Origin of the sequence: Wenjunlia vitaminophila DSM 41686 (genome assembly GCF_000380165.1) — a bacterium.
GTDB lineage: Bacteria > Actinomycetota > Actinomycetes > Streptomycetales > Streptomycetaceae > Wenjunlia > Wenjunlia vitaminophila.
The window spans coordinates 116,150-134,891 of sequence record NZ_KB904651.1; the positions used below are offsets into that span (position 1 = coordinate 116,150).

The window sequence follows — 18,742 nt, forward strand, 5'->3', positions numbered from 1 at the left end:
TCTGGGTGGCCGGACTACTGCGCGACCTGGGTGATCTCGAACGGCACGGGCTGCTGGGCGGTGTGCGGGTGCTCGGCACCCGCGTACACCTTGAGCTTCGACAGCATCTGCCGGCCCAGGGTGTTCTTCGGGAGCATGCCCTTGACGGCCTTCTCCACGGCCCGCTCCGGGTACTTCGTCAGCAGCTCGTCGTAACGGACGGAGCGCAGACCGCCGGGGTAGCCGGAGTGGCGGTACGCCAGCTTCTGGGTCCGCTTGTTACCGGAGAGGTGCACCTTGTCGGCGTTGATGATGATGACGAAGTCGCCGGTGTCGACGTGTGGCGCGTACACCGGCTTGTGCTTGCCCCGGAGCAGGGTTGCGGCCTGTGAGGCCAGCCGGCCGAGCACGACGTCGGTCGCGTCGATGACGTGCCACTGACGCTGGACATCGCCGGGCTTAGGGCTGTACGTGCGCACGGTCGTAGCCTTCGCTTCTTCAGTGAGTGGGTCCTGACAGGACCGCCCGAACTCGAACACCGGCCAAAAGGACGTTGCCGCCGGTCAGTGCACGGGTGGTCCGGCGTACCGACTTCTTCACCGACTTCTCCGCAGGCGAGTCAAGCCAATACGCACAACGAACTGGCAGAATACCGGTCTGTGGCAGCCAGGGTCAAAACGTGCCGTGGCCCCGGCCAGTGCACGGCATTCTACGTCGCCCGCCGCACCGATCCGAAACCCCGAGGCCAAGCCCCCACGGACCCCCTCCTGGCGGCCGACACCGACCCCCTAGCGCTCCCGAACCACCCGGCCCTCGTCCCACACCGGCTCCGGCACCTCCCGGAGCCGCCCGTCGCTCCCGAACACCACGAAGCGGTCGAAGGACCGCGCGAACCAACGGTCGTGGGTCACCGCGAGCACCGTCCCCTGGTACGCCTCGAGCCCCTCCTGGAGCGCCTCCGCGCTCTCCAGGTCGAGGTTGTCCGTGGGCTCGTCGAGCAGCAGCAGCGTCGCCCCGCCCAGCTCGAGCAGCAGGATCTGGAAGCGTGCCTGCTGCCCCCCGGAGAGCCGGTCGAGCGGCTGGTCCCCCTGCCGGTCCAGCTCGTACCGGCGCAGCGCGCTCATCGCCGCACCCCGGTCCCTGGCGTGCTCGGTCCACAGGATCTCCACCAGGGTCGCGCCGGGCGCAACGGACCCGCCGGCGGCCACGGCACCACCCTGCCCCGGCACGGCCCCGGCCGGCCGCCGGTGGCCCTGCGCGAAGTACCCGGGGACCACCCTCGCCCCCAGCCGCCACCCCCCGGTGTGCGCCACCTCCTCCCCCGCGAGCAGCCTCAGGAAGTGCGACTTGCCCGAGCCGTTCGAACCCAGCACCGCGACCCGCTCCCCGTACCTGACCTCCAGGTCGAACGGCTGCATGAGCCCGGTCAGCCCCAGGCCCTCGCACACCACCGCCCTGACCCCGGTGCGCCCGCCCCGCAGCCGCATCGTGATCTGCTGCTCACGCGGCGGCTCCTGCGGCGGCCCCGCCTCCTCGAACCGGCGCAGCCGGGTGCGGGCCGCCTGGTAGCGGGAGGCCATGTCCGCGTTGTACGACGCCTTCTGCTTGAGGTTCCGCACCAGCACCCGGAGCTTGGCGTGCTGCTCGTCCCAGCGGCGGCGCAGCTCCTCGAACCGCGCGAACCGCTCCCCGCGGGCCTCGTGGTACGTGGCGAACCCCCCGCCGTGCACCCACACGTCAGAGCCCGCGGGTCCCGGCTCCACACTGATGATCTTCTGGGCGGCCCGGGCCAGCAGCTCCCGGTCGTGCGAGACGAACAGCACCGTCTTCGACGTCTGCCGGAGCTCCTCCTCCAGCCAGCGCTTGGCCGGGACGTCCAGGTAGTTGTCCGGCTCGTCCAGCACCAGCACCTCGTCGGGGCCGCGCAGCAGCGCCTCGAGCACCAGACGCTTCTGCTCCCCGCCGGACAGCGAATCCAGTCCCCGCCACTGGGCCCGCTCGTACGGCACCCCGAGCGCCGCGGTGGTGCAGATGTCCCACATCGTCTCGGCCTCGTAGCCGCCGGCCTCGGCCCAGTCGCTCAGCGCCTGCGCATAGGCCATCTGGGCCGGCTCGTCGTCCTGGACCATGATCGCCAACTCCGCCTCGTCCACCGCCCGCGCCGCCTGGCGGATCCGCGGCTGCGCCACCGACACCAGCAGGTCCCGGACCGTGGCGTCATCCGGGGCGGGACCGGCGCCGACCCCCTGCGCGTCCTCCCCGGGCACCGCCCCCCGCACGCCCACGAACTGCGACATCACCCCGAGCCCACCACTGACCACCACCGAGCCGCCGTGCGGGCGCAGCTCCCCGGCCAGCAGCCGGAGCAGGGTCGTCTTCCCCGCCCCGTTCGCCCCCACCAGCGCGACCGCGGCCCCCTCACCGACCCGGAACGAGGCGTCGGTGAACAACGCCCTGCCGTCGGGCAGGTAGTACTCCACGTGCGCCACTTCCAGATGTCCCATGACCTGGGATTGTCACCAGGTCCCGGGCGGCGCCCAACCGGTTTTCCGTTGCGTAGGATGCGCGGCATGAGCAACGGGTGGGGAACAGGGCCCCAGTCAGGCCCGAACGGACACCAGGACCCAGGTCAGGGCTGGCAACCGCACCAGGCACCACCACCGGCGGGCCACCAACCCGGGGACGACCGCCAGGTCCTCGAGGGCACGGTGATCCCCTCACGGCCCGACCCCACACCACCGCTGACCCAGCAGGCACACCAGAACCCGCCCGGCGGTCCCCAGCAGGACCCGTACGGACAGGCCCCCTACGGGCAGGGACACAGCGGGCAGGGACACAGCGGGCAGGGCCCGTACCCGGGGCAGCCGCAGCCCGGCGCCCCGGGCCAGCCCGGGGCGTGGCAGCAGGGCCAGCCCCAGCCCGACCAGCAGCCAGGAGCGGCACCACCCCCGGCGCAGCCACCGGGACAGGACTCCAACCAGACCTACGCCGCCGGCTGGACCGCCCCACAGGACCCCCTGGGCAGGGCCGCCCGCGACGAACCCGACTGGGACGCCCTCGCTGCCCGGAACGACGCCCGCGCCCGCAGGCGCCGCCTGCTCGTCATCGGCGGCGGAGTCCTCGCCGCGGCGGCCCTCGCCGGCCTCGTCGCCGTGGCCATCACCCGCAGCAGCGACGACACCACCCAGGCCGAACCCACCCCCGCCCCCACCGCCCCGGCCACCGAGGACGACCTGCCGGAACCGGAGTTCCCCGAGGTCACCCAGCCGCCGCCGCCCAACCCCCTGTCCTACATATCCAGCGCCGAGAAGGACACGGCCCCGCTCACCCTGCGCACGCTCTTCCCGGGCAAGGGCATGAGCATCGGCGACCGCAGCTACGACAAGGCGGGCACCGCCGACACCACCGACTGCGCCGCCCCCACCCAGGGCGGTCTCGGGGCCGTGCTCGACTCCAACGGCTGCACCCGGCTGCTGCGCGCCACCTACCTCCGCGGGGACGTCGCGGTCACGGTGGGGGTCGCCGTGTTCGACACCAAGGCCGACGCGGACAAGGCGCGCAAGCAGGCCAAGGGCAACATCGCGGCGCTCTCCGGCCACGGCGTCGACACCTTCTGCCGCCCGGTGGCCTGCTGGCGCACCAGCAACGCCGTCGGCCGTTACGCGTACTTCACCATCGCCGGCCCCTCGGACGGCACCGCGGCCAGCAGCGACGACGGCACCCAGCGGGCCGGCCGGGACGCCGGCCGGCTCGCCTTCAACCAACTCGTCCAACGCGGCAAGGACGCCGCGACCAAGGCCGCGCAGTAGCCACCCGGGGCCCGTCGGAACCCCTGGCGCCCCGGGCGGGACGGGTCAGACCGCCCCCAGCACCCGCCTGTTCCTCGCCTCGACGGAACGCGCGGCCAACTGGTCGTCCGCCGGGTACCCGACCTCCTCGAGGGTCAGGCCGTGCGGACGGACCACGTTGACCGCCGAGTGCCTCACCCGGCCGGCCAGCACCTGACCGGGGAACGCCACCGGCCGCCGCCCGTCCCCGACCAGCAGCAGCGCCCCGACCAGCGCCCGCACCATGTTGTGGCAGAACGCGTCCGCCCGGACTGTGGCCACCACGAGGCCGGCGTCCCTGGCCCCGGGCGCCGCGCGGTGCCAGGCCAGTTCCCGCAGCGCCCTGATGGTGGTCGCCCCGTCCCGCCGCTTGCAGTAGGCGGCGAAGTCGTGCTCACCGAGCAGCCGCTCGGCGGCCTCGTTCATCGCGTCCACGTCCAGGGGCCGCTCGTACCACAGCACGTGCCCCCGGTGCAGCGGGTCCACCCCGCCCGGATGGTCACAGACCCGGTAGGCGTAGCGGCGCCAGATCGCCGAGAACCGGGCGTCGAACCCCGCGGGGGCCTCGGAGACCCGCCACACCCGCACGTCCCTGGGCAGCCGCCCCGCGAGCCGCCGCAGCAGCTTGTCCCGGTGCGCCGTCCACGTCTCCAGGTCCAGGTCCAGGTGCGCCACCTGACCCCGGGCGTGCACCCCCGCGTCGGTGCGGCCGGCGACGGTCAGCTCCACCGGCTCGTCCCGCCGCAGCACCGTGCGCAGCGCCTCCTCCAGTTCGCCCTGGACGGTGCGCCGGCCGTGCTGCCGCGCCCAGCCGGAGAACTCCCGACCGTCATACCCCAGGTCCAGCCGGACTCGTACCTCAGCCACCTCTACCCCTGATGCCGCCGGTGCCTCTTCCGCACCGATGTCTCTTCTCCCGCCGGTGCCACTCCTGCCACCGGGACCGTCGCCGAGCCGGGGGTCACCCGCCCCGGTCGTCGTGGCTCCCGGCGCCACGCACGTTCCGTGCGAACAAGCATCCCCGACGCCGCAGCGGTCGCCGACGCCGCCCGCCGTTCCCGCCCGGTCACCGTTGCACCGGTGCCCCCGCTCGGTGAGCCACGGCACGGACGGGCGCCACAACAGCAGTGGGCCCGCTCCCCCGGACGGGGAAGCGGGCCCACGGGCCGACCGGCCGCCGGCGCGGCGCCGGACGCCTCAGCCCTTGTCGCTGTTCTCGCCGTTGTCGCCCTCGGCCTGGGACTCACTCGTGGCCGCCGCGGTCTGCTCCGAGGTGTGGTCCTCCTCGGCGGACTCCGGCTTCTCCAGGCCCTTCAGGGCCTCCTCGCCGGCTGCCTCCTTGGCGGACTTCTTCGTGGCGTCCTCCTTGACCGCGCGCTTGGTCGCGGCCTCGGCCTCACCCACCGCCTCCTGCTGCACGGTCAGCGCCTCGACCAGCTCGATCACGGCCATCGGGGCGTTGTCGCCACGACGGGGACCGATCTTGGTGATGCGCGTGTAGCCACCCGGACGGTTCTCGAACCGGGGACCGATCTCGGTGAACAGGGTGTGCACCACACCCTTGTCCCGGATGACCGCGAGCACCTGGCGACGGGCGTGCAGGTCGCCGCGCCTGGCCTTGGTGATCAGGCGCTCGGCCACCGGGCGCAGCCGACGGGCCTTCGCCTCGGTGGTGGTGATGCGGCCGTGCTCGAACAGCGACGTGGCCAGGTTGGCCAGCATCAGCCGCTCGTGCGCCGGGCTGCCGCCCAGACGGGGACCCTTGGTGGGCTTCGGCATGGTTGTGTCTCTCCTCCAGGTCTGCACCGGCCGTGTCAGGTACCGGTGTCAGTTCGGCGGGGCGGGGTTGCCCCGCCGATATTCAGCGGGTCGCCTCAGTACTGCTCGGTCTCGACGAACCCGGCGTCCGCGTCGTCCTCGGTGCCGAAGGCGTCCGCGGCGGTGGTCGGGTCGAATCCGGGCGGGCTGTCCTTGAGGGCCAGGCCCATGCCGGCCAGCTTCGCCTTCACCTCGTCGATCGACTTGGCGCCGAAGTTGCGGATGTCCAGCAGGTCCGCCTCGGACCGGGCCACCAGCTCGCCCACCGAGTGGATGCCCTCGCGCTTGAGGCAGTTGTAGGAGCGGACCGTCAGCTCCAGCTCCTCGATCGGCAGGGCGAGGTCCGCGGCCAGGGCGGCGTCCGTGGGGGACGGGCCCATGTCGATGCCCTCGGCGTCCACGTTGAGCTCGCGGGCCAGGCCGAACAGCTCGACCAGCGTCTTGCCCGCGGACGCCATGGCGTCACGGGGGCGCATCGCCTGCTTGGTCTCGACGTCCACCACCAGCTTGTCGAAGTCCGTGCGCTGCTCCACACGGGTGGCCTCGACCTTGTAGGTGACCTTGAGCACCGGGCTGTAGATCGAGTCGACCGGGATGCGGCCGATCTCCTGGCCCGACTGCTTGTTCTGCACGGCGGAGACGTAACCGCGACCGCGCTCGACGGTCAGCTCCATCTCCAGCTTGCCCTTGCCGTTCAGGGTGGCCAGGACGAGGTCCGGGTTGTGCACCTCGACGCCGGCCGGCGGGGTGATGTCCGACGCGGTGACCAGGCCGGGGCCCTGCTTGCGCAGGTACATCACCACCGGCTCGTCGTGCTCGGAGGACACGACGAGCTGCTTGATGTTGAGGATGAGGTCGGTGACGTCCTCCTTGACCCCCGGCACGGTGGTGAACTCGTGCAGCACGCCGTCGATCCGGATGCTGGTGACGGCGGCACCCGGGATCGAGGAGAGCAGGGTGCGGCGCAGGGAGTTGCCGAGGGTGTAGCCGAAGCCGGGCTCCAGCGGCTCGATCACGAACCGGGAGCGGTACTCGTCAACGACTTCTTCGGTCAGCGTGGGCCGCTGAGCGATGAGCATGGGTGTTCCTCCAGTCTTCGGCGCCCGCCATATGACGCCGAGCCCTGGGCCGTCAGTCGGAACCCGACGGTCATCCGCCGTCCGGTCCGTCCGAGGTGCCCGTGGTGGACACGACCGCGAACCCGTCCGGGCACGGTCGTGAGCCCGTGTGGTTACTGCAAGGGTACGGCGGCCCGGCGGAAACCCGCCGGGCCGCGCGCTACACCTGGTCGCGGCGCGGGGTCACCACCCCCGCCGCTGGGTCCGACACCGGTCGGACCCGACGCCGGTCAGACCCGGCGACGCTTGGGCGGCCGGCAGCCGTTGTGCGGGGTCGGGGTGACGTCCTGGATCGAGCCCACCTCGAGGCCGGTGGCCTGGAGGGAACGGATCGCGGTCTCCCGGCCCGAGCCGGGGCCCTTGACGAACACGTCAACCTTGCGCATGCCGTGCTCCTGCGCCCGGCGGGCGGCGGACTCCGCGGCCATCTGCGCGGCGAACGGGGTCGACTTGCGCGAACCCTTGAAGCCGACATGGCCGGCGGAGGCCCAGGAGATCACGTTGCCGGACGGGTCGGTGATCGAAACGATGGTGTTGTTGAACGTGCTCTTGATGTGAGCGTGCCCGTGGGCGACGTTCTTCTTCTCCTTGCGGCGCACCTTCTTGGCGCCGGCCTGGCGGCTCTTCGGAGGCATGAGCGGCAGAACTCCTGTGAGGTGGTCGGTCCTTCAGCGGGACACCCCGGGCGGCGGGGGCACTTCGGACCATGCGGTCGTGACTGCTGAGGACTACTTCTTGCCCGGCTTCTTCTTGCCGGCGATCGCGCGACGCGGGCCCTTGCGGGTGCGGGCGTTGGTGTGCGTGCGCTGGCCGCGGACCGGCAGGCCGCGGCGGTGACGCAGCCCCTGGTAGCAGCCGATCTCGACCTTGCGGCGAATGTCCGCCTGGATCTCGCGGCGGAGGTCACCCTCGAGCTTGTAGTTGGCGTCCACCCACTCACGGAGTTTGACGAGGTCCTCTTCGACCAGGTCGCGGACGCGGGTGTCCGGGCTCACCCCGGTGTTCTCCAGGGTCTCCTGGGCACGGGTGCGCCCGATGCCGAAGACATAGGTCAAAGCGACCTCGACGCGCTTGTCGCGCGGAAGGTCAACGCCTGCGAGGCGTGCCATGGGCCTGGCTCCAGTTGCGATGCGGAGGTCTTCCGCAGCACCGCTCCCGGTGGCTGTACCGCCGGGTCCCCGGCCTCCGACCGGGGGTGTCGCCCCTCGCGGGGCGGGTGACTGCGTATGTACGTGGTGTTACCTGCTGCGTCGCGCGAAGGTGCGACGAGTGCGGTGGTGCGTCAGCCCTGGCGCTGCTTGTGGCGCAGGTTGTCGCAGATCACCATGACCCGGCCGTGGCGGCGGATCACCTTGCACTTGTCGCAGATCTTCTTGACGCTCGGCTTGACCTTCATGGATGTGAGGTTCTCCGGGTCGTGCCGACACCCCGCAGCGGGGCGACGGCGAGATCTACTTGTAGCGGTAGACGATCCGTCCGCGCGTGAGGTCGTAGGGAGACAGCTCCACCACGACCCGGTCGTCGGGAAGGATACGGATGTAGTGCATCCGCATCTTGCCGCTGATGTGCGCGAGGACCTTGTGCCCGTTCTGGAGCTCTACTCGAAACATCGCGTTCGGCAGAGACTCGATCACGGTGCCCTCGATTTCGATGGCCCCTTGCTTCTTGGGCACGCTTCGCCTTCCGAGATCGGCTACCTTGGTCGGCACACGCTCTCCCGCACGTGGGCGTGCGGGCACGCGTGAGCCGACGCATCAGTCTACGTCACGCCACTCGGAAACACGAATCCGGGATAGGCTGCCCGGTCCGGGTGATCCTTACACCGGACGTCACCCGGGTCGGTGATGGCCCGGGGCCACCTGAGCGACGAGCCCCGCTCGTCGGCCGGCGCGCGTCAGGCCACCGGGTCCGGTGCCGCCTCGATGCCCAGCTCCGCCAGCTTGGCCCGTCCCCCGTCGAACGCGGTCAGCACCAGCGGGCCCTGCTCGGTCAGCGCCACCGAGTGCTCCCAGTGACAGGCCCAGGTGCCGTCGTTGGTCTTGACCGTCCACTCGTCGTCCAGCACGTGGGTGCGCGGGGTGCCGAGACCGACCATCGGCTCGATGGCGATGCAGAACCCGGGGACCAGCCGGGGACCCCGGCCGCGCCGCCGGTCCACGTAGTTCAGCAGGTGCGGGTCCATGTGCATGGCCGACCCGATGCCGTGGCCGCCGTAGTCCTCGATGATCCCGTACTTCCCCGCGGGACCGGCCGTGGGACGCGGCTGGCGGCGGATGTAGTTCTCGATGGCCCGGGAGATGTCCACCAGCCGGTTGCCCCTGCGGACCGCGGCGATCCCGGCCCACATCGACTCCTCGGTGACCCGGCTCAGCTCGGTGATCTCCGGAGGCACCGCACCCACGGGGACGGTGATCGCGGCGTCGGCGTGCCAGCCGTCCACGATCGCCCCGCAGTCGATGGAGATGACGTCGCCCTCGCGCAGGGTCAACCCGTCGGGGATGCCGTGGACCACGACGTCGTTCACCGAGGCGCAGATCGTCGCGGGGAAGCCGCCGTAGCCGAGGAAGTTCGACTTGGCCCCGTGCTCCCTGATCACCCTGGCCGCGATCTCGTCCAGCTCCTTGGTGGTCACTCCGGGAGCCACGGCCTCGCGGCAGGCCCGATGGGCCTCCGCCACAACAAGACCCGCCTCGCGCATCTTCGCGATCTGGTCCGGGGTCTTGATCTCCACCATGCGTCTCGCCTTCTCCAGCCAGTCCGGTCGCCGTCCCGGCAACCGCGCGCGGCCGACGGGTGCTCCGTCCACACTACGACCGCCGGCCCCCGGAGGGCACCGCGGCCGTCGGCCACCAGTTCCCCCCCCCCCGCTCCTCCCGGGCGAGCGGCACGCGTCCGCGTCCGCGTCCGGAAGATACCCGGTGGTCCGGCGGGGGCCACCGGACCAGGGAGTCGGAGGGGCCTCGGGCGGCGTGCGAACCGGGCGGGGACAGCGTCGCCGAGGTGGGCCAGTTACCTGAGCGGCCCGGACGACCGGCCACCATGTCGGTCCCGGGACGGGCCCGACGGCCGACGACGAGTCAGGCGGCCCCTGACTCGTCCGTCGCCTTCTCCCGCAGCGCGAGCAGCGCCCGCTCGGTCACCTCGGAGACCTTGCCGAGGGCCGAGATGGTGGAGACCAGCCCCTGCGCCCGGTAGTAGCCGATGATCGGCTCGGTCAGGTTGTAGTACTCCTCGAGCCTGGTCCTGACCGTGTCCTCCCGGTCGTCCTCCCGCTGGTACAGCTCGCCGCCGCACTCGTCGCAGACGCCCTCCTGACGGGGGGCGCTGTAGTCGACGTGGAAGACGTGGCTGCTGTCGCGCCGGCAGATCCGCCGGCCGGCGATGCGCTTGACCACTTCCTCCTCGGGAACCTCGAGGTCGAGCACCGCGTCCAGGGCGATCCCCTCAGCGGCGAGGACCTCGTCCAGGACCTTCGCCTGGTGCAGGTTCCGCGGGAACCCGTCCAGCAGGAAACCGGCGGCGGCGTCCGGCTGGCCCAGCCGGTCCCTCGCCATCCCTATGGTCACCTCGTCGGGCACCAACCGGCCGGCCTTCATGTACTTCTGTGCCTCGAGGCCGAGCGGGGTGCCCTGACTGATGTTGGCGCGGAAGAGGTCACCCGTGGAGATGTGGGGAATGGACAGCTCCTTGGCCAGGAACTGCGCCTGGGTGCCCTTCCCCGCCCCGGGCGGTCCAACAAGGACGATTCGCATCAGCGGAGGAACCCTTCGTAGTTGCGCTGCTGGAGCTGGCTCTCGATCTGCTTCACGGTCTCCAGGCCGACGCCTACGATGATCAGGATGCTGGTTCCACCGAACGGGAAGTTCTGGTCCGCGTTGAACAGCACCAGGGCCACCGTCGGGACGAGGGCGATCAGACCCAGGTACAGCGAACCCGGCCAGGTGATGCGGTTCAGTACGTAGGCCAGGTACTCCGCAGTGGGACGACCAGCCCGGATGCCCGGGATGAAACCACCATACTTCTTCATGTTGTCAGCCACTTCTTCGGCGTCGAACGTGATCGCGACGTAGAAGAAGGCAAAGAACACGATGAGGAGGAAGTACGAGCTGATGTAGATCGGATCGTCACCGGCCACCAGGTGTTCCTGGATCCACAGCGCCCAGCCCGAGGTCTTGTCTTCCGTGAACTGCACCAGCAGGGCCGGGATGTAGAGCAGCGACGAGGCGAAGATGACAGGAATCACACCTGCCTGGTTCACCTTCAACGGGATGTATGTGGACGTTCCTCCATAGGACCTTCGCCCGATCATGCGCTTTGCGTACTGCACCGGGATGCGTCGCTGCGCCTGTTCGACGAAGACCACCAGGCCGACCATGGCCAGACCGATCGCACACACCGCGATGAACTCGCCCCAGCCACCAGCGATCTCACCCTGCTGCTTGATCGCCCACAGCGCCCCCGGGAAGCCGGCGGCGATCGAGACGAACATCAGGATGGACATGCCGTTGCCGATGCCGCGGTCGGTGACCAACTCACCGAGCCACATGATCACGGCGGTGCCGGCGGTCATGGTGATCACCATCATGGTGATCCGGAACAGCGATCCGTCCGGAACGATCTCGTTGGCCCGACGGCAGCTCTGGAAGAGACTGCCGTTGCGGGCGGTCGCCACAAGTCCGGTCGCTTGCAGTACACCGAGCGCGATCGTCAGATAACGTGTGTACTGCGTGATCTTTGCCTGACCGGCCTGCCCCTCCTTCTTCAGCGCCTCGAGCCGGGGGATCACCACGGTGAGCAGTTGGAGGATGATGCTGGCCGTGATGTACGGCATGATGCCGAGCGCGAAGATGGTCAGTTGCAGCAGCGCGCCGCCGCTGAAGAGGTTCACCAGGGCGAACAGCCCCGTCGAACTCTTCGTCTCGTCGACGCAGAACATGACGGCCTCGAAGTCCACCCCGGGCACCGGGATGTGCGCTCCGAGCCGGAACAGCACCATGATGCCCAGCGTGAACAGCAGCTTCTTGCGCAGGTCGGGCGTCTTGAACGCCCGGGCGAACGCGGTGAGCACGGTGCCTCCTGCGTCCCCCTGCCCTTTGCGACAGGGTGAGACGGTCCTTAGGTGCGACTGGAGTGCCGCACCTGACGGCGATTACCTTGAGTCGGGCCCGGGCGGCACTGGGGCCGCCCGGAAAATAACAGCGCACGCCACCTTACCGGCGACGACGCCCCCCTAGGAACGACAAGCCGGGGATGCTCCTCGACGAAGGAGCATCCCCGGCCAGGTCAGCGAGCTCGCCCAAGACGTCAGCTCAGCTCGGTGACGGTGCCGCCAGCGGCGGTGATCTTCTCCCTGGCGGAGCCGGAGACCGCGTTCACGGCCACCTGGAGCGCCACGGAGATCTCGCCGGTGCCGAGCACCTTGACGAGCTCGTTCTTGCGGACCGCGCCCTTGGCGACCAGGTCCTCGACAGTGACCTCGCCACCCTCGGGGTAGAGGGATGCGAGCTTGTCGAGGTTGACGACCTGGTACTCGGTGCGGAACCGGTTCCGGAAGCCCTTGAGCTTGGGCAGCCGCATGTGCAGCGGCATCTGCCCACCCTCGAAGCGCTCCGGCACCTGGTAGCGGGCCTTGGTGCCCTTGGTGCCACGACCGGCGGTCTTGCCCTTGGACGCCTCACCACGACCCACCCGGGTCTTGGCGGTCTTGGCGCCGGGAGCCGGCCGCAGGTTGTGGATCTTGAGCGGCTTGGTCTCCGCCATCTCAGTCGACCTCCTCGACCGTGACGAGGTGCCGCACGGTGTGGACCATGCCCCGGACCTCCGGACGGTCCTCCCTGATCACGGTGTCGTTCAGGCGGCGGAGCCCGAGCGTCCGCAGGGTGTCACGGTGGTTCTGCTTGCTGCCGATGTAGGACTTCGTCTGGGTGATCTTCAGTTGGGCCATCTCAGGCACCTGCTCCCGCGCGAGCCCGCAGCAGCGCCGCCGGGGCCACGTCCTCCAGGGGCAGACCGCGGCGGGCCGCGATCTCCTCGGGACGCTGGAGGCCACGCAGGGCCGCCACGGTGGCGTGCACGATGTTGATCGGGTTCGACGAGCCGAGCGACTTGCTGAGCACGTCGTGGATGCCGGCGCACTCGAGCACGGCGCGCACCGGGCCACCGGCGATCACACCGGTACCGGGGGAGGCCGGCTTCAGCAGCACGACACCGGCCGCCTCCTCACCCTGGATCGGGTGCGGGATGGTGCCCTGGATACGGGGGACCTTGAAGAAGTGCTTCTTGGCCTCCTCCACGCCCTTGGCGATGGCGGCCGGCACCTCCTTGGCCTTGCCGTAGCCGACACCCACGGTGCCGTCGCCGTCGCCCACCACGACCAGCGCGGTGAAGCTGAAGCGACGCCCACCCTTGACAACCTTGGCGACGCGGTTGATCGCGACGACCCGCTCGACATAAGCGGTCTTCTCAGCAGCAGAGCCGCCGTCCCGCCGGTCCTTCCGGTCCCGCCGCTCGCCGCCACCGGCGCCGCCTCCGCGGCGCTGGGGTCCAGCCATGGGAAATTACCTCTCTTCGAATGACGCTAGCTACGGAACCGGCTCAGAAGACGAGCCCGCCCTCACGGGCAGCGTCCGCCAGCGCGGCCACCCGCCCGGCGTACTGGTTGCCACCGCGGTCGAACACCACGGTCTCGATGCCGGCGGCCTTGGCCCGCTCGGCGACGAGCTGCCCGACCTTCTTGGCCAGGTCGGTCTTGGCGCCCTCGGTACCCCGGATCGACGGGTCCATGGTGGACGCGGAGGCCAGGGTGTGCCCGGCCACGTCGTCGATCACCTGGGCCACCATGTGGCGGTTGGAACGGGTCACCACGAGACGGGGACGCTCCGGCGTACCGGAGATCCGCTTGCGGACCCGGATGTGGCGACGCTTGAGCGCCGCGCCCTTGCGGGCGTCGCCCTTGGCGATCTTCACACCGTATGCCATGGCTTACTTACCCGCCTTTCCGACCTTGCGGCGGATGACCTCGCCCGCGTACTTCACGCCCTTGGCCTTGTACGGGTCGGGCTTGCGCAGCTTGCGGATGTTCGCGGCGACCTCGCCGACCTTCTGCTTGTCGATGCCGTCCACGTGGAGCTTGGTCGGCGACTCGACCTGGAAGGAGATGCCCTCCGGGGCCTTGACGACGACGGGGTGGCTGAACCCCAGCGAGAACTCCAGGTCGGAGCCCTTCGCCTGCACGCGGTAACCGACACCGCTGATTTCGAGTGACTTGCGGTACCCCGCGGTCACACCGGTGATCATGTTCGCCACCAGCGTCCGCGACAGGCCGTGCAGGGCCCGGGACTGACGCTCGTCGTTGGGCCGGGTGACGACCAGGGAGCCGTCCTCGCCCTTGGCGATCTCGATCGGCGCGACGACGGTGTGGCTGAGGGAGCCCTTGGGGCCCTTCACCTGGACCGTCCGGCCATCGATGGTGACGTCCACGCCGGCGGGAACCGGGATGGGCAGCCGTCCGATGCGCGACATGGCTTTACCTCCGTTTCCCGGATTACCAGACGTAGGCGAGGACTTCCCCGCCCACGCCCTTCTTGGCGGCCTGCTTGTCGGTCAGCAGCCCCTGGGACGTGGAGATGATCGCCACGCCCAGGCCACCGAGGACCTTCGGCAGGTTGGTGGACTTTGCGTAGACCCGCAGACCCGGCTTGGAGATCCGCTTGATGCCGGCGATCGAGCGCTCGCGGTTCGGTCCGAACTTCAGGTCGACGACGAGGTGCTTGCCGACCTCGGCCTCCTCGACCTTCCAGCCCAGGATGTAGCCCTCCTGCTGGAGGATCTCCGCGATGTGCGACTTGATCTTGCTGAACGGCATCACGACGGAGTCGTGGTACGCCGAGTTCGCGTTCCGCAGACGCGTGAGCATGTCTGCGATGGGGTCGGTCATGGTCATGATGGCCTTCGGGCCTCTCTCGCCGGGGTTTCCTGTCTGCTCCGTCCCTCTCCCCGGGCTGTGCCGGGACGGGTGCGGTGCGGGGACCTACGGCGTAGTAAGCGTTCTGTGCGGGCACCGCCCGCCGGGCCCGGTGGAGTTCACCGGGCTGGTCCGGCGGGCGTCGCCGCGTCAGTTCAACGGGCGGCCCCGGGCCCCGTCGGCCCCGGTGGTCGAGGACCACCACGGCCGACCGCGGACCCGGAACCGCGGGCGGTAACGGCCGACGGACCTCCGACAACTCTACGCGAGCGCCGGGGCGGGTTCGCCGGCCAGGGTGTCACCAGGAGCTCTTGGTCACACCCGGCAGCTCGCCGCGGTGTGCCATCTCCCTCAGGCACACCCGGCAGAGGCCGAACTTGCGGTACACCGAGTGCGGGCGGCCACACCGCTGGCAGCGGGTGTACCCGCGCACTCCGAACTTGGGCTTGCGGGCGGCCTTCGCGATCAGGGCCTTCTTCGCCACGAGTACTCCTTACGCTTCCTTGAACGGGAAGCCGAGGTGCCGCAGCAGGGCCCGGCCCTCATCGTCGTTGGTCGCCGTGGTGACCACGGTGATGTCCATGCCCCGGACCCGGTCGATCTTGTCCTGGTCGATCTCGTGGAACATCGCCTGCTCCGTGAGACCGAAGGTGTAGTTGCCCCGTCCGTCGAACTGCTTCGGGGACAGACCGCGGAAGTCACGGATGCGCGGCAGGGCCAGCGAGAGCAGCCGGTCCAGGAACTCCCACATGCGGTCGCCACGCAGGGTGGCGTGGGCACCGATCGGCTGGCCCTCGCGCAGCTTGAACTGCGCGATCGACTTCCGGGCCCGGGTCACCGCGGGCTTCTGGCCGGTGATGGTGGCCAGGTCGCGGATGGCGCCCTCGATCAGCTTGGAGTCACGGGCGGCGTCACCGACACCCATGTTGACCACGATCTTGGTCAGGCCGGGCACCTGCATGACGTTCTCGTACTTGAACTCGTCGCGCAGCTTGCCGACGATCTCTTCGCGGTAGCGCGCCTTCAGGCGCGGCTGCTGCGTCGCGGTAGCAGTCATCAGATGTCCTCACCGGTCCGCTTGGCAACGCGGATCTTGTTGCCCTCGTCGTCGAAGCGGTACCCGACGCGGGTGACGACCTTCTTGCCGTCCTTCTCCACCACGAGCTGGACGTTGCTCACGTGGATCGGGGCCTCGGTCGTGATGATCCCGCCGGTCTTGGAGCCACGGGCGGTCTGACCAGCCTTGGTGTGCTTCTTGACCCGGTTCACACCCTCGACCAGGACCCGGTCCTCGCGCGGGAAGGCCTGGATGACCTTGCCCTGCTTGCCCTTGTCCTTGCCGGTGATGACCTGGACCAGGTCACCCTTCTTGATCTTCATCGGTTACAGCACCTCCGGCGCGAGGGAGATGATCTTCATGAACTTCTTCTCGCGCAGTTCGCGCCCCACGGGGCCGAAGATGCGGGTACCGCGGGGGTCACCGTCGTTCTTGAGGATGACGGCGGCGTTCTCGTCGAAGCGGATGTAGGAGCCGTCGACGCGGCGGCGCTCCTTCACGGTCCGCACGACGACAGCCTTGACGACGTCGCCCTTCTTCACGTTGCCACCGGGGATCGCGTCCTTGACGGTGGCCACGATGACGTCACCGATGCCCGCGTAGCGCCGACCGGAGCCGCCGAGCACCCGGATGCACAGGATCTCCTTGGCACCCGTGTTGTCGGCGACACGCAGCCGCGACTCCTGCTGGATCACATCTATCTCCTGATTGTCGCGCCGGTTCCCGGCCGGGTCCCCCGCGGTGGGGGAACCTCGGCCGAGCCTGGCGGAACGGTCCTGAGACGGGGCTCAGGGCGGACACTCCCCGGTCGGGGAGGGCCCGGTGGGGATTACTTGGCCTTCTCGAGGATCTCGACGACGCGCCAGCGCTTGGTCGCGGACAGCGGCCGGGTCTCCATCAACAGGACCCGGTCGCCGACACCCGCGGCGTTCTGCTCGTCGTGCGCCTTGAGCTTGCTGGTACGGCGGATGACCTTGCCGTACAGCGCGTGCTTCACCCGGTCCTCGACCGCGACCACGACGGTCTTGTCCATCTTGTCGCTGACCACCAGGCCCTCGCGGGTCTTGCGGAAGCCGCGCGTCTCGTTCTCGGCGGGGGCGGTGTTTGCTGCCTCAGTCACATTCTTCTCGCTCATCAGGCGCTCTCCACCGTCTCGATACCGAGCTCGCGCTCCCGCATCAGGGTGTAGATCCGGGCGATGTCCTTGCGGACGGCCTTCAGCCGGCCGTGGTTCTCGAGCTGTCCGGTCGCCGCCTGGAAGCGGAGGTTGAACAGCTCCTCCTTGGCCTCACGCAGCTTGACCAGCAGGTCCTCGTTGGTCAGCTCACGCAGCTCGCTCGCCGTGGTTCCGGCCGCCATCACGACTCACCTGCCTCGCGCCGGACGATCCGGCACTTCATCGGAAGCTTGTGCGCGGCGCGCAGCAGCGCCTCACGAGCGACCTTCTCGTTCGGGTAGGACAGCTCGAACATCACCCGACCGGGCTTGACGTTCGCGACCCACCACTCCGGAGAGCCCTTGCCGGAGCCCATCCGGGTCTCGGCCGGCTTCTTGGTCAGCGGGCGGTCCGGGTAGATGTTGATCCAGACCTTGCCGCCACGGCGGATGTGCCGGGTGATGGCGATACGAGCGGACTCGATCTGCCGGTTGGTCACGTACGCCGGAGTGACGGCCTGGATGCCGTACTCGCCGAACGCGATCTCCGTGCCGCCCTTGGCCATGCCCGAACGCTTCGGGTGGTGCTGCTTGCGGTGCTTGACCCTACGCGGGATCAGCATGGTGCTCAGGCCTCCGTTCCGGCATTGCTCGAGGTCGTGGCCTCAGCCGCCGGAGCCTCGGCAGCAGTCTCGGCCTTCACGGCCTCGGACTGCGCCTGCTGCGGCTTGCGGCCACGCCCACCGCGCTCGCCACCGCGGCGCGGACGGTCAGTGCCACCGCGCGGCGGGCGGTTGCCGGCGCGTGCGGCGGCGTTCTCCTCCCGGACCTCGCGGAGGTTCTTCACGTCGCCCTTGTAGATCCACACCTTCACGCCGATCCGGCCGAAGGAGGTGCGGGCCTCGAAGAACCCGTAGTCCACGTTGGCCCGCAGCGTGTGCAGCGGCACCCGACCCTCGCGGTAGAACTCCGAGCGGGACATCTCGGCGCCGCCGAGACGGCCACCGCACTGGATCTTGATGCCCTTGGCGCCGGCCTTCATCGAGCCCTGCATGGCCTTGCGCATCGCCCGGCGGAACGACACCCGGGAGGAGAGCTGCTCGGCCACGCCCTGCGCGACGAGCTGCGCGTCCACCTCGGGGTTCTTCACCTCGAGGATGTTGAGCTGGACCTGCTTGCCGGTCAGCTTCTCCAGGTCGCCACGGATGCGGTCGGCCTCCGCGCCACGCCGGCCGATGACGATGCCGGGGCGGGCGGTGTGGATGTCCACGCGGACCCGGTCACGGGTGCGCTCGATCTCGACCTTGGAGATCCCGGCCCGCTCCATGCCGTGCGTCATCATCCGACGGATGGCGACGTCTTCCTTGACGTAGTCCTTGTACAGCTTGTCGGCGTACCACCGGGACTTGAAGTCCGTCGTGACGCCGAGTCGGAACCCGTGCGGGTTAACCTTCTGGCCCATTACCGGGTCCCTTCCCTGGAGGCGACGACCACGGTGATGTGGCTGGTGCGCTTGCGGATCCGGTAGGCCCGACCCTGGGCACGCGGCCGGAACCGCTTCAAGGTCGGCCCCTCGTCGACGTACGCCTCGCTGATGAACAGCGAGTTGACGTCGTTGTGGTTGTAGTTGTGCGCCGCGTTGGCAATGGCGCTGTCCAGCACCTTGCCGACCGGCACGCTCGCGGCCTGCGGGGCGAATCGCAGGACCGCCTGCGCCTCCGTGGCCGGCAGGCCACGGATGAGGTCCACCACACGGCGGGCCTTCATGGGCGTGACGCGGATGTACCGCGCCTGGGCCCTGGCTTCCATCGCTGTCCCCTTGCTC

28 protein-coding genes are annotated in these 18,742 nt (G+C 69.8%); 1 reads left to right on the forward strand and 27 read right to left on the reverse strand.

Annotation, left to right across the window (positions count from 1 at the left end):
• Positions 1 to 14: 14 nt before the first annotated feature.
• A complete protein-coding gene (rplM, locus tag A3IG_RS0105465; protein WP_018382536.1) occupies positions 15 to 458 on the reverse strand; it encodes a 50S ribosomal protein L13 in 444 nt (147 codons plus the stop codon).
• Positions 459 to 767: 309 nt separating this feature from the next.
• A complete protein-coding gene (locus tag A3IG_RS0105470) occupies positions 768 to 2,483 on the reverse strand; it encodes an ABC-F family ATP-binding cassette domain-containing protein (protein ID WP_026219921.1) in 1,716 nt (571 codons plus the stop codon).
• Between the two features lie 66 nt (positions 2,484 to 2,549).
• Here A3IG_RS0105470 and A3IG_RS35000 point away from each other — a divergent pair, with 66 nt between their 5' ends.
• Positions 2,550 to 3,788 carry a hypothetical protein gene (locus A3IG_RS35000; RefSeq protein ID WP_236719266.1) on the forward strand — a complete coding sequence of 413 codons (1,239 nt, stop codon included), beginning with the start codon at positions 2,550 to 2,552 and terminating at the stop codon, positions 3,786 to 3,788.
• Between the two features lie 45 nt (positions 3,789 to 3,833).
• Here A3IG_RS35000 and truA read toward each other — a convergent pair whose 3' ends face one another.
• From truA to rplV, 25 genes are all read right to left on the reverse strand, one after another.
• A complete protein-coding gene (gene truA, locus A3IG_RS0105480; RefSeq protein ID WP_018382539.1) occupies positions 3,834 to 4,673 on the reverse strand; it encodes a tRNA pseudouridine(38-40) synthase TruA in 840 nt (279 codons plus the stop codon).
• Between the two features lie 330 nt (positions 4,674 to 5,003).
• The gene (rplQ, locus tag A3IG_RS0105485) at positions 5,004 to 5,585 is read right to left on the reverse strand and encodes a 50S ribosomal protein L17 (protein ID WP_018382540.1); all 582 of its coding nucleotides are present in this window, start codon (positions 5,583 to 5,585) and stop codon (positions 5,004 to 5,006) included.
• A gap of 95 nt (positions 5,586 to 5,680) precedes the next feature.
• Positions 5,681 to 6,703, reverse strand: coding sequence for a DNA-directed RNA polymerase subunit alpha (locus A3IG_RS0105490; protein ID WP_018382541.1), 1,023 nt, complete (start codon positions 6,701 to 6,703; stop codon positions 5,681 to 5,683).
• Positions 6,704 to 6,972: 269 nt separating this feature from the next.
• Positions 6,973 to 7,377: a 30S ribosomal protein S11 gene (rpsK, locus tag A3IG_RS0105495; RefSeq protein WP_018382542.1), complete on the reverse strand. Its 405-nt coding sequence runs from the start codon at positions 7,375 to 7,377 to the stop codon at positions 6,973 to 6,975.
• 93 nt (positions 7,378 to 7,470) lie between these two features.
• Complete coding sequence (rpsM, locus tag A3IG_RS0105500) at positions 7,471 to 7,851, reverse strand: 30S ribosomal protein S13 (RefSeq protein WP_018382543.1); 381 nt, start codon at positions 7,849 to 7,851, stop codon at positions 7,471 to 7,473.
• 173 nt (positions 7,852 to 8,024) lie between these two features.
• On the reverse strand, positions 8,025 to 8,138 hold the full coding sequence (gene rpmJ, locus A3IG_RS0105505; RefSeq protein WP_003956441.1) for a 50S ribosomal protein L36: 114 nt from the start codon (positions 8,136 to 8,138) through the stop codon (positions 8,025 to 8,027).
• A 55-nt stretch (positions 8,139 to 8,193) separates the two neighbouring features.
• Positions 8,194 to 8,415, reverse strand: a complete 222-nt coding sequence (gene infA, locus A3IG_RS0105510; RefSeq protein WP_018382544.1) for a translation initiation factor IF-1 — start codon at positions 8,413 to 8,415, stop codon at positions 8,194 to 8,196.
• A gap of 221 nt (positions 8,416 to 8,636) precedes the next feature.
• Complete coding sequence (map, locus tag A3IG_RS0105515) at positions 8,637 to 9,476, reverse strand: type I methionyl aminopeptidase (protein WP_018382545.1); 840 nt, start codon at positions 9,474 to 9,476, stop codon at positions 8,637 to 8,639.
• 343 nt (positions 9,477 to 9,819) lie between these two features.
• Positions 9,820 to 10,494 carry an adenylate kinase gene (locus tag A3IG_RS0105520; RefSeq protein WP_018382546.1) on the reverse strand — a complete coding sequence of 225 codons (675 nt, stop codon included), beginning with the start codon at positions 10,492 to 10,494 and terminating at the stop codon, positions 9,820 to 9,822.
• Positions 10,494 to 11,810, reverse strand: a complete 1,317-nt coding sequence (gene secY, locus A3IG_RS0105525) for a preprotein translocase subunit SecY (RefSeq protein WP_018382547.1) — start codon at positions 11,808 to 11,810, stop codon at positions 10,494 to 10,496. Before secY ends, A3IG_RS0105520 begins: the two co-directional genes overlap by 1 nt.
• A 236-nt stretch (positions 11,811 to 12,046) precedes the next feature.
• Positions 12,047 to 12,502 carry a 50S ribosomal protein L15 gene (gene rplO, locus A3IG_RS0105530; RefSeq protein WP_018382548.1) on the reverse strand — a complete coding sequence of 152 codons (456 nt, stop codon included), beginning with the start codon at positions 12,500 to 12,502 and terminating at the stop codon, positions 12,047 to 12,049.
• Position 12,503: 1 nt separating this feature from the next.
• Complete coding sequence (gene rpmD / locus A3IG_RS0105535) at positions 12,504 to 12,686, reverse strand: 50S ribosomal protein L30 (RefSeq protein ID WP_018382549.1); 183 nt, start codon at positions 12,684 to 12,686, stop codon at positions 12,504 to 12,506.
• Between the two features lies 1 nt (position 12,687).
• Complete coding sequence (rpsE, locus tag A3IG_RS0105540; protein ID WP_018382550.1) at positions 12,688 to 13,293, reverse strand: 30S ribosomal protein S5; 606 nt, start codon at positions 13,291 to 13,293, stop codon at positions 12,688 to 12,690.
• Between the two features lie 43 nt (positions 13,294 to 13,336).
• On the reverse strand, positions 13,337 to 13,720 hold the full coding sequence (gene rplR / locus A3IG_RS0105545) for a 50S ribosomal protein L18 (protein ID WP_026219923.1): 384 nt from the start codon (positions 13,718 to 13,720) through the stop codon (positions 13,337 to 13,339).
• A 3-nt stretch (positions 13,721 to 13,723) separates the two neighbouring features.
• Positions 13,724 to 14,263 (reverse strand): 50S ribosomal protein L6, encoded by a 540-nt coding sequence (gene rplF, locus A3IG_RS0105550; protein ID WP_018382552.1) that lies wholly within the window; start codon positions 14,261 to 14,263, stop codon positions 13,724 to 13,726.
• A 22-nt stretch (positions 14,264 to 14,285) separates the two neighbouring features.
• Positions 14,286 to 14,684: a 30S ribosomal protein S8 gene (gene rpsH / locus A3IG_RS0105555; protein WP_018382553.1), complete on the reverse strand. Its 399-nt coding sequence runs from the start codon at positions 14,682 to 14,684 to the stop codon at positions 14,286 to 14,288.
• A 319-nt stretch (positions 14,685 to 15,003) separates the two neighbouring features.
• A complete protein-coding gene (locus A3IG_RS0105565) occupies positions 15,004 to 15,189 on the reverse strand; it encodes a type Z 30S ribosomal protein S14 (protein ID WP_003948630.1) in 186 nt (61 codons plus the stop codon).
• 9 nt (positions 15,190 to 15,198) lie between these two features.
• Positions 15,199 to 15,762 carry a 50S ribosomal protein L5 gene (gene rplE / locus A3IG_RS0105570; protein WP_018382555.1) on the reverse strand — a complete coding sequence of 188 codons (564 nt, stop codon included), beginning with the start codon at positions 15,760 to 15,762 and terminating at the stop codon, positions 15,199 to 15,201.
• On the reverse strand, positions 15,762 to 16,085 hold the full coding sequence (rplX, locus tag A3IG_RS0105575; RefSeq protein WP_018382556.1) for a 50S ribosomal protein L24: 324 nt from the start codon (positions 16,083 to 16,085) through the stop codon (positions 15,762 to 15,764). Before rplX ends, rplE begins: the two co-directional genes overlap by 1 nt.
• A 3-nt stretch (positions 16,086 to 16,088) precedes the next feature.
• Positions 16,089 to 16,457: a 50S ribosomal protein L14 gene (gene rplN, locus A3IG_RS0105580; protein ID WP_018382557.1), complete on the reverse strand. Its 369-nt coding sequence runs from the start codon at positions 16,455 to 16,457 to the stop codon at positions 16,089 to 16,091.
• A gap of 134 nt (positions 16,458 to 16,591) precedes the next feature.
• Positions 16,592 to 16,897: a 30S ribosomal protein S17 gene (gene rpsQ, locus A3IG_RS0105585; RefSeq protein WP_018382558.1), complete on the reverse strand. Its 306-nt coding sequence runs from the start codon at positions 16,895 to 16,897 to the stop codon at positions 16,592 to 16,594.
• Positions 16,897 to 17,121 carry a 50S ribosomal protein L29 gene (gene rpmC, locus A3IG_RS0105590; RefSeq protein WP_018382559.1) on the reverse strand — a complete coding sequence of 75 codons (225 nt, stop codon included), beginning with the start codon at positions 17,119 to 17,121 and terminating at the stop codon, positions 16,897 to 16,899. The genes rpsQ and rpmC overlap by 1 nt, the downstream gene beginning before the upstream one ends.
• Positions 17,121 to 17,540 (reverse strand): 50S ribosomal protein L16, encoded by a 420-nt coding sequence (rplP, locus tag A3IG_RS0105595; protein ID WP_018382560.1) that lies wholly within the window; start codon positions 17,538 to 17,540, stop codon positions 17,121 to 17,123. The genes rpmC and rplP overlap by 1 nt, the downstream gene beginning before the upstream one ends.
• Positions 17,541 to 17,545: 5 nt before the next feature.
• The gene (gene rpsC, locus A3IG_RS0105600; RefSeq protein WP_018382561.1) at positions 17,546 to 18,379 is read right to left on the reverse strand and encodes a 30S ribosomal protein S3; all 834 of its coding nucleotides are present in this window, start codon (positions 18,377 to 18,379) and stop codon (positions 17,546 to 17,548) included.
• Positions 18,379 to 18,726, reverse strand: a complete 348-nt coding sequence (rplV, locus tag A3IG_RS0105605; protein ID WP_018382562.1) for a 50S ribosomal protein L22 — start codon at positions 18,724 to 18,726, stop codon at positions 18,379 to 18,381. The genes rpsC and rplV overlap by 1 nt, the downstream gene beginning before the upstream one ends.
• Positions 18,727 to 18,742: the final 16 nt, after the last annotated feature.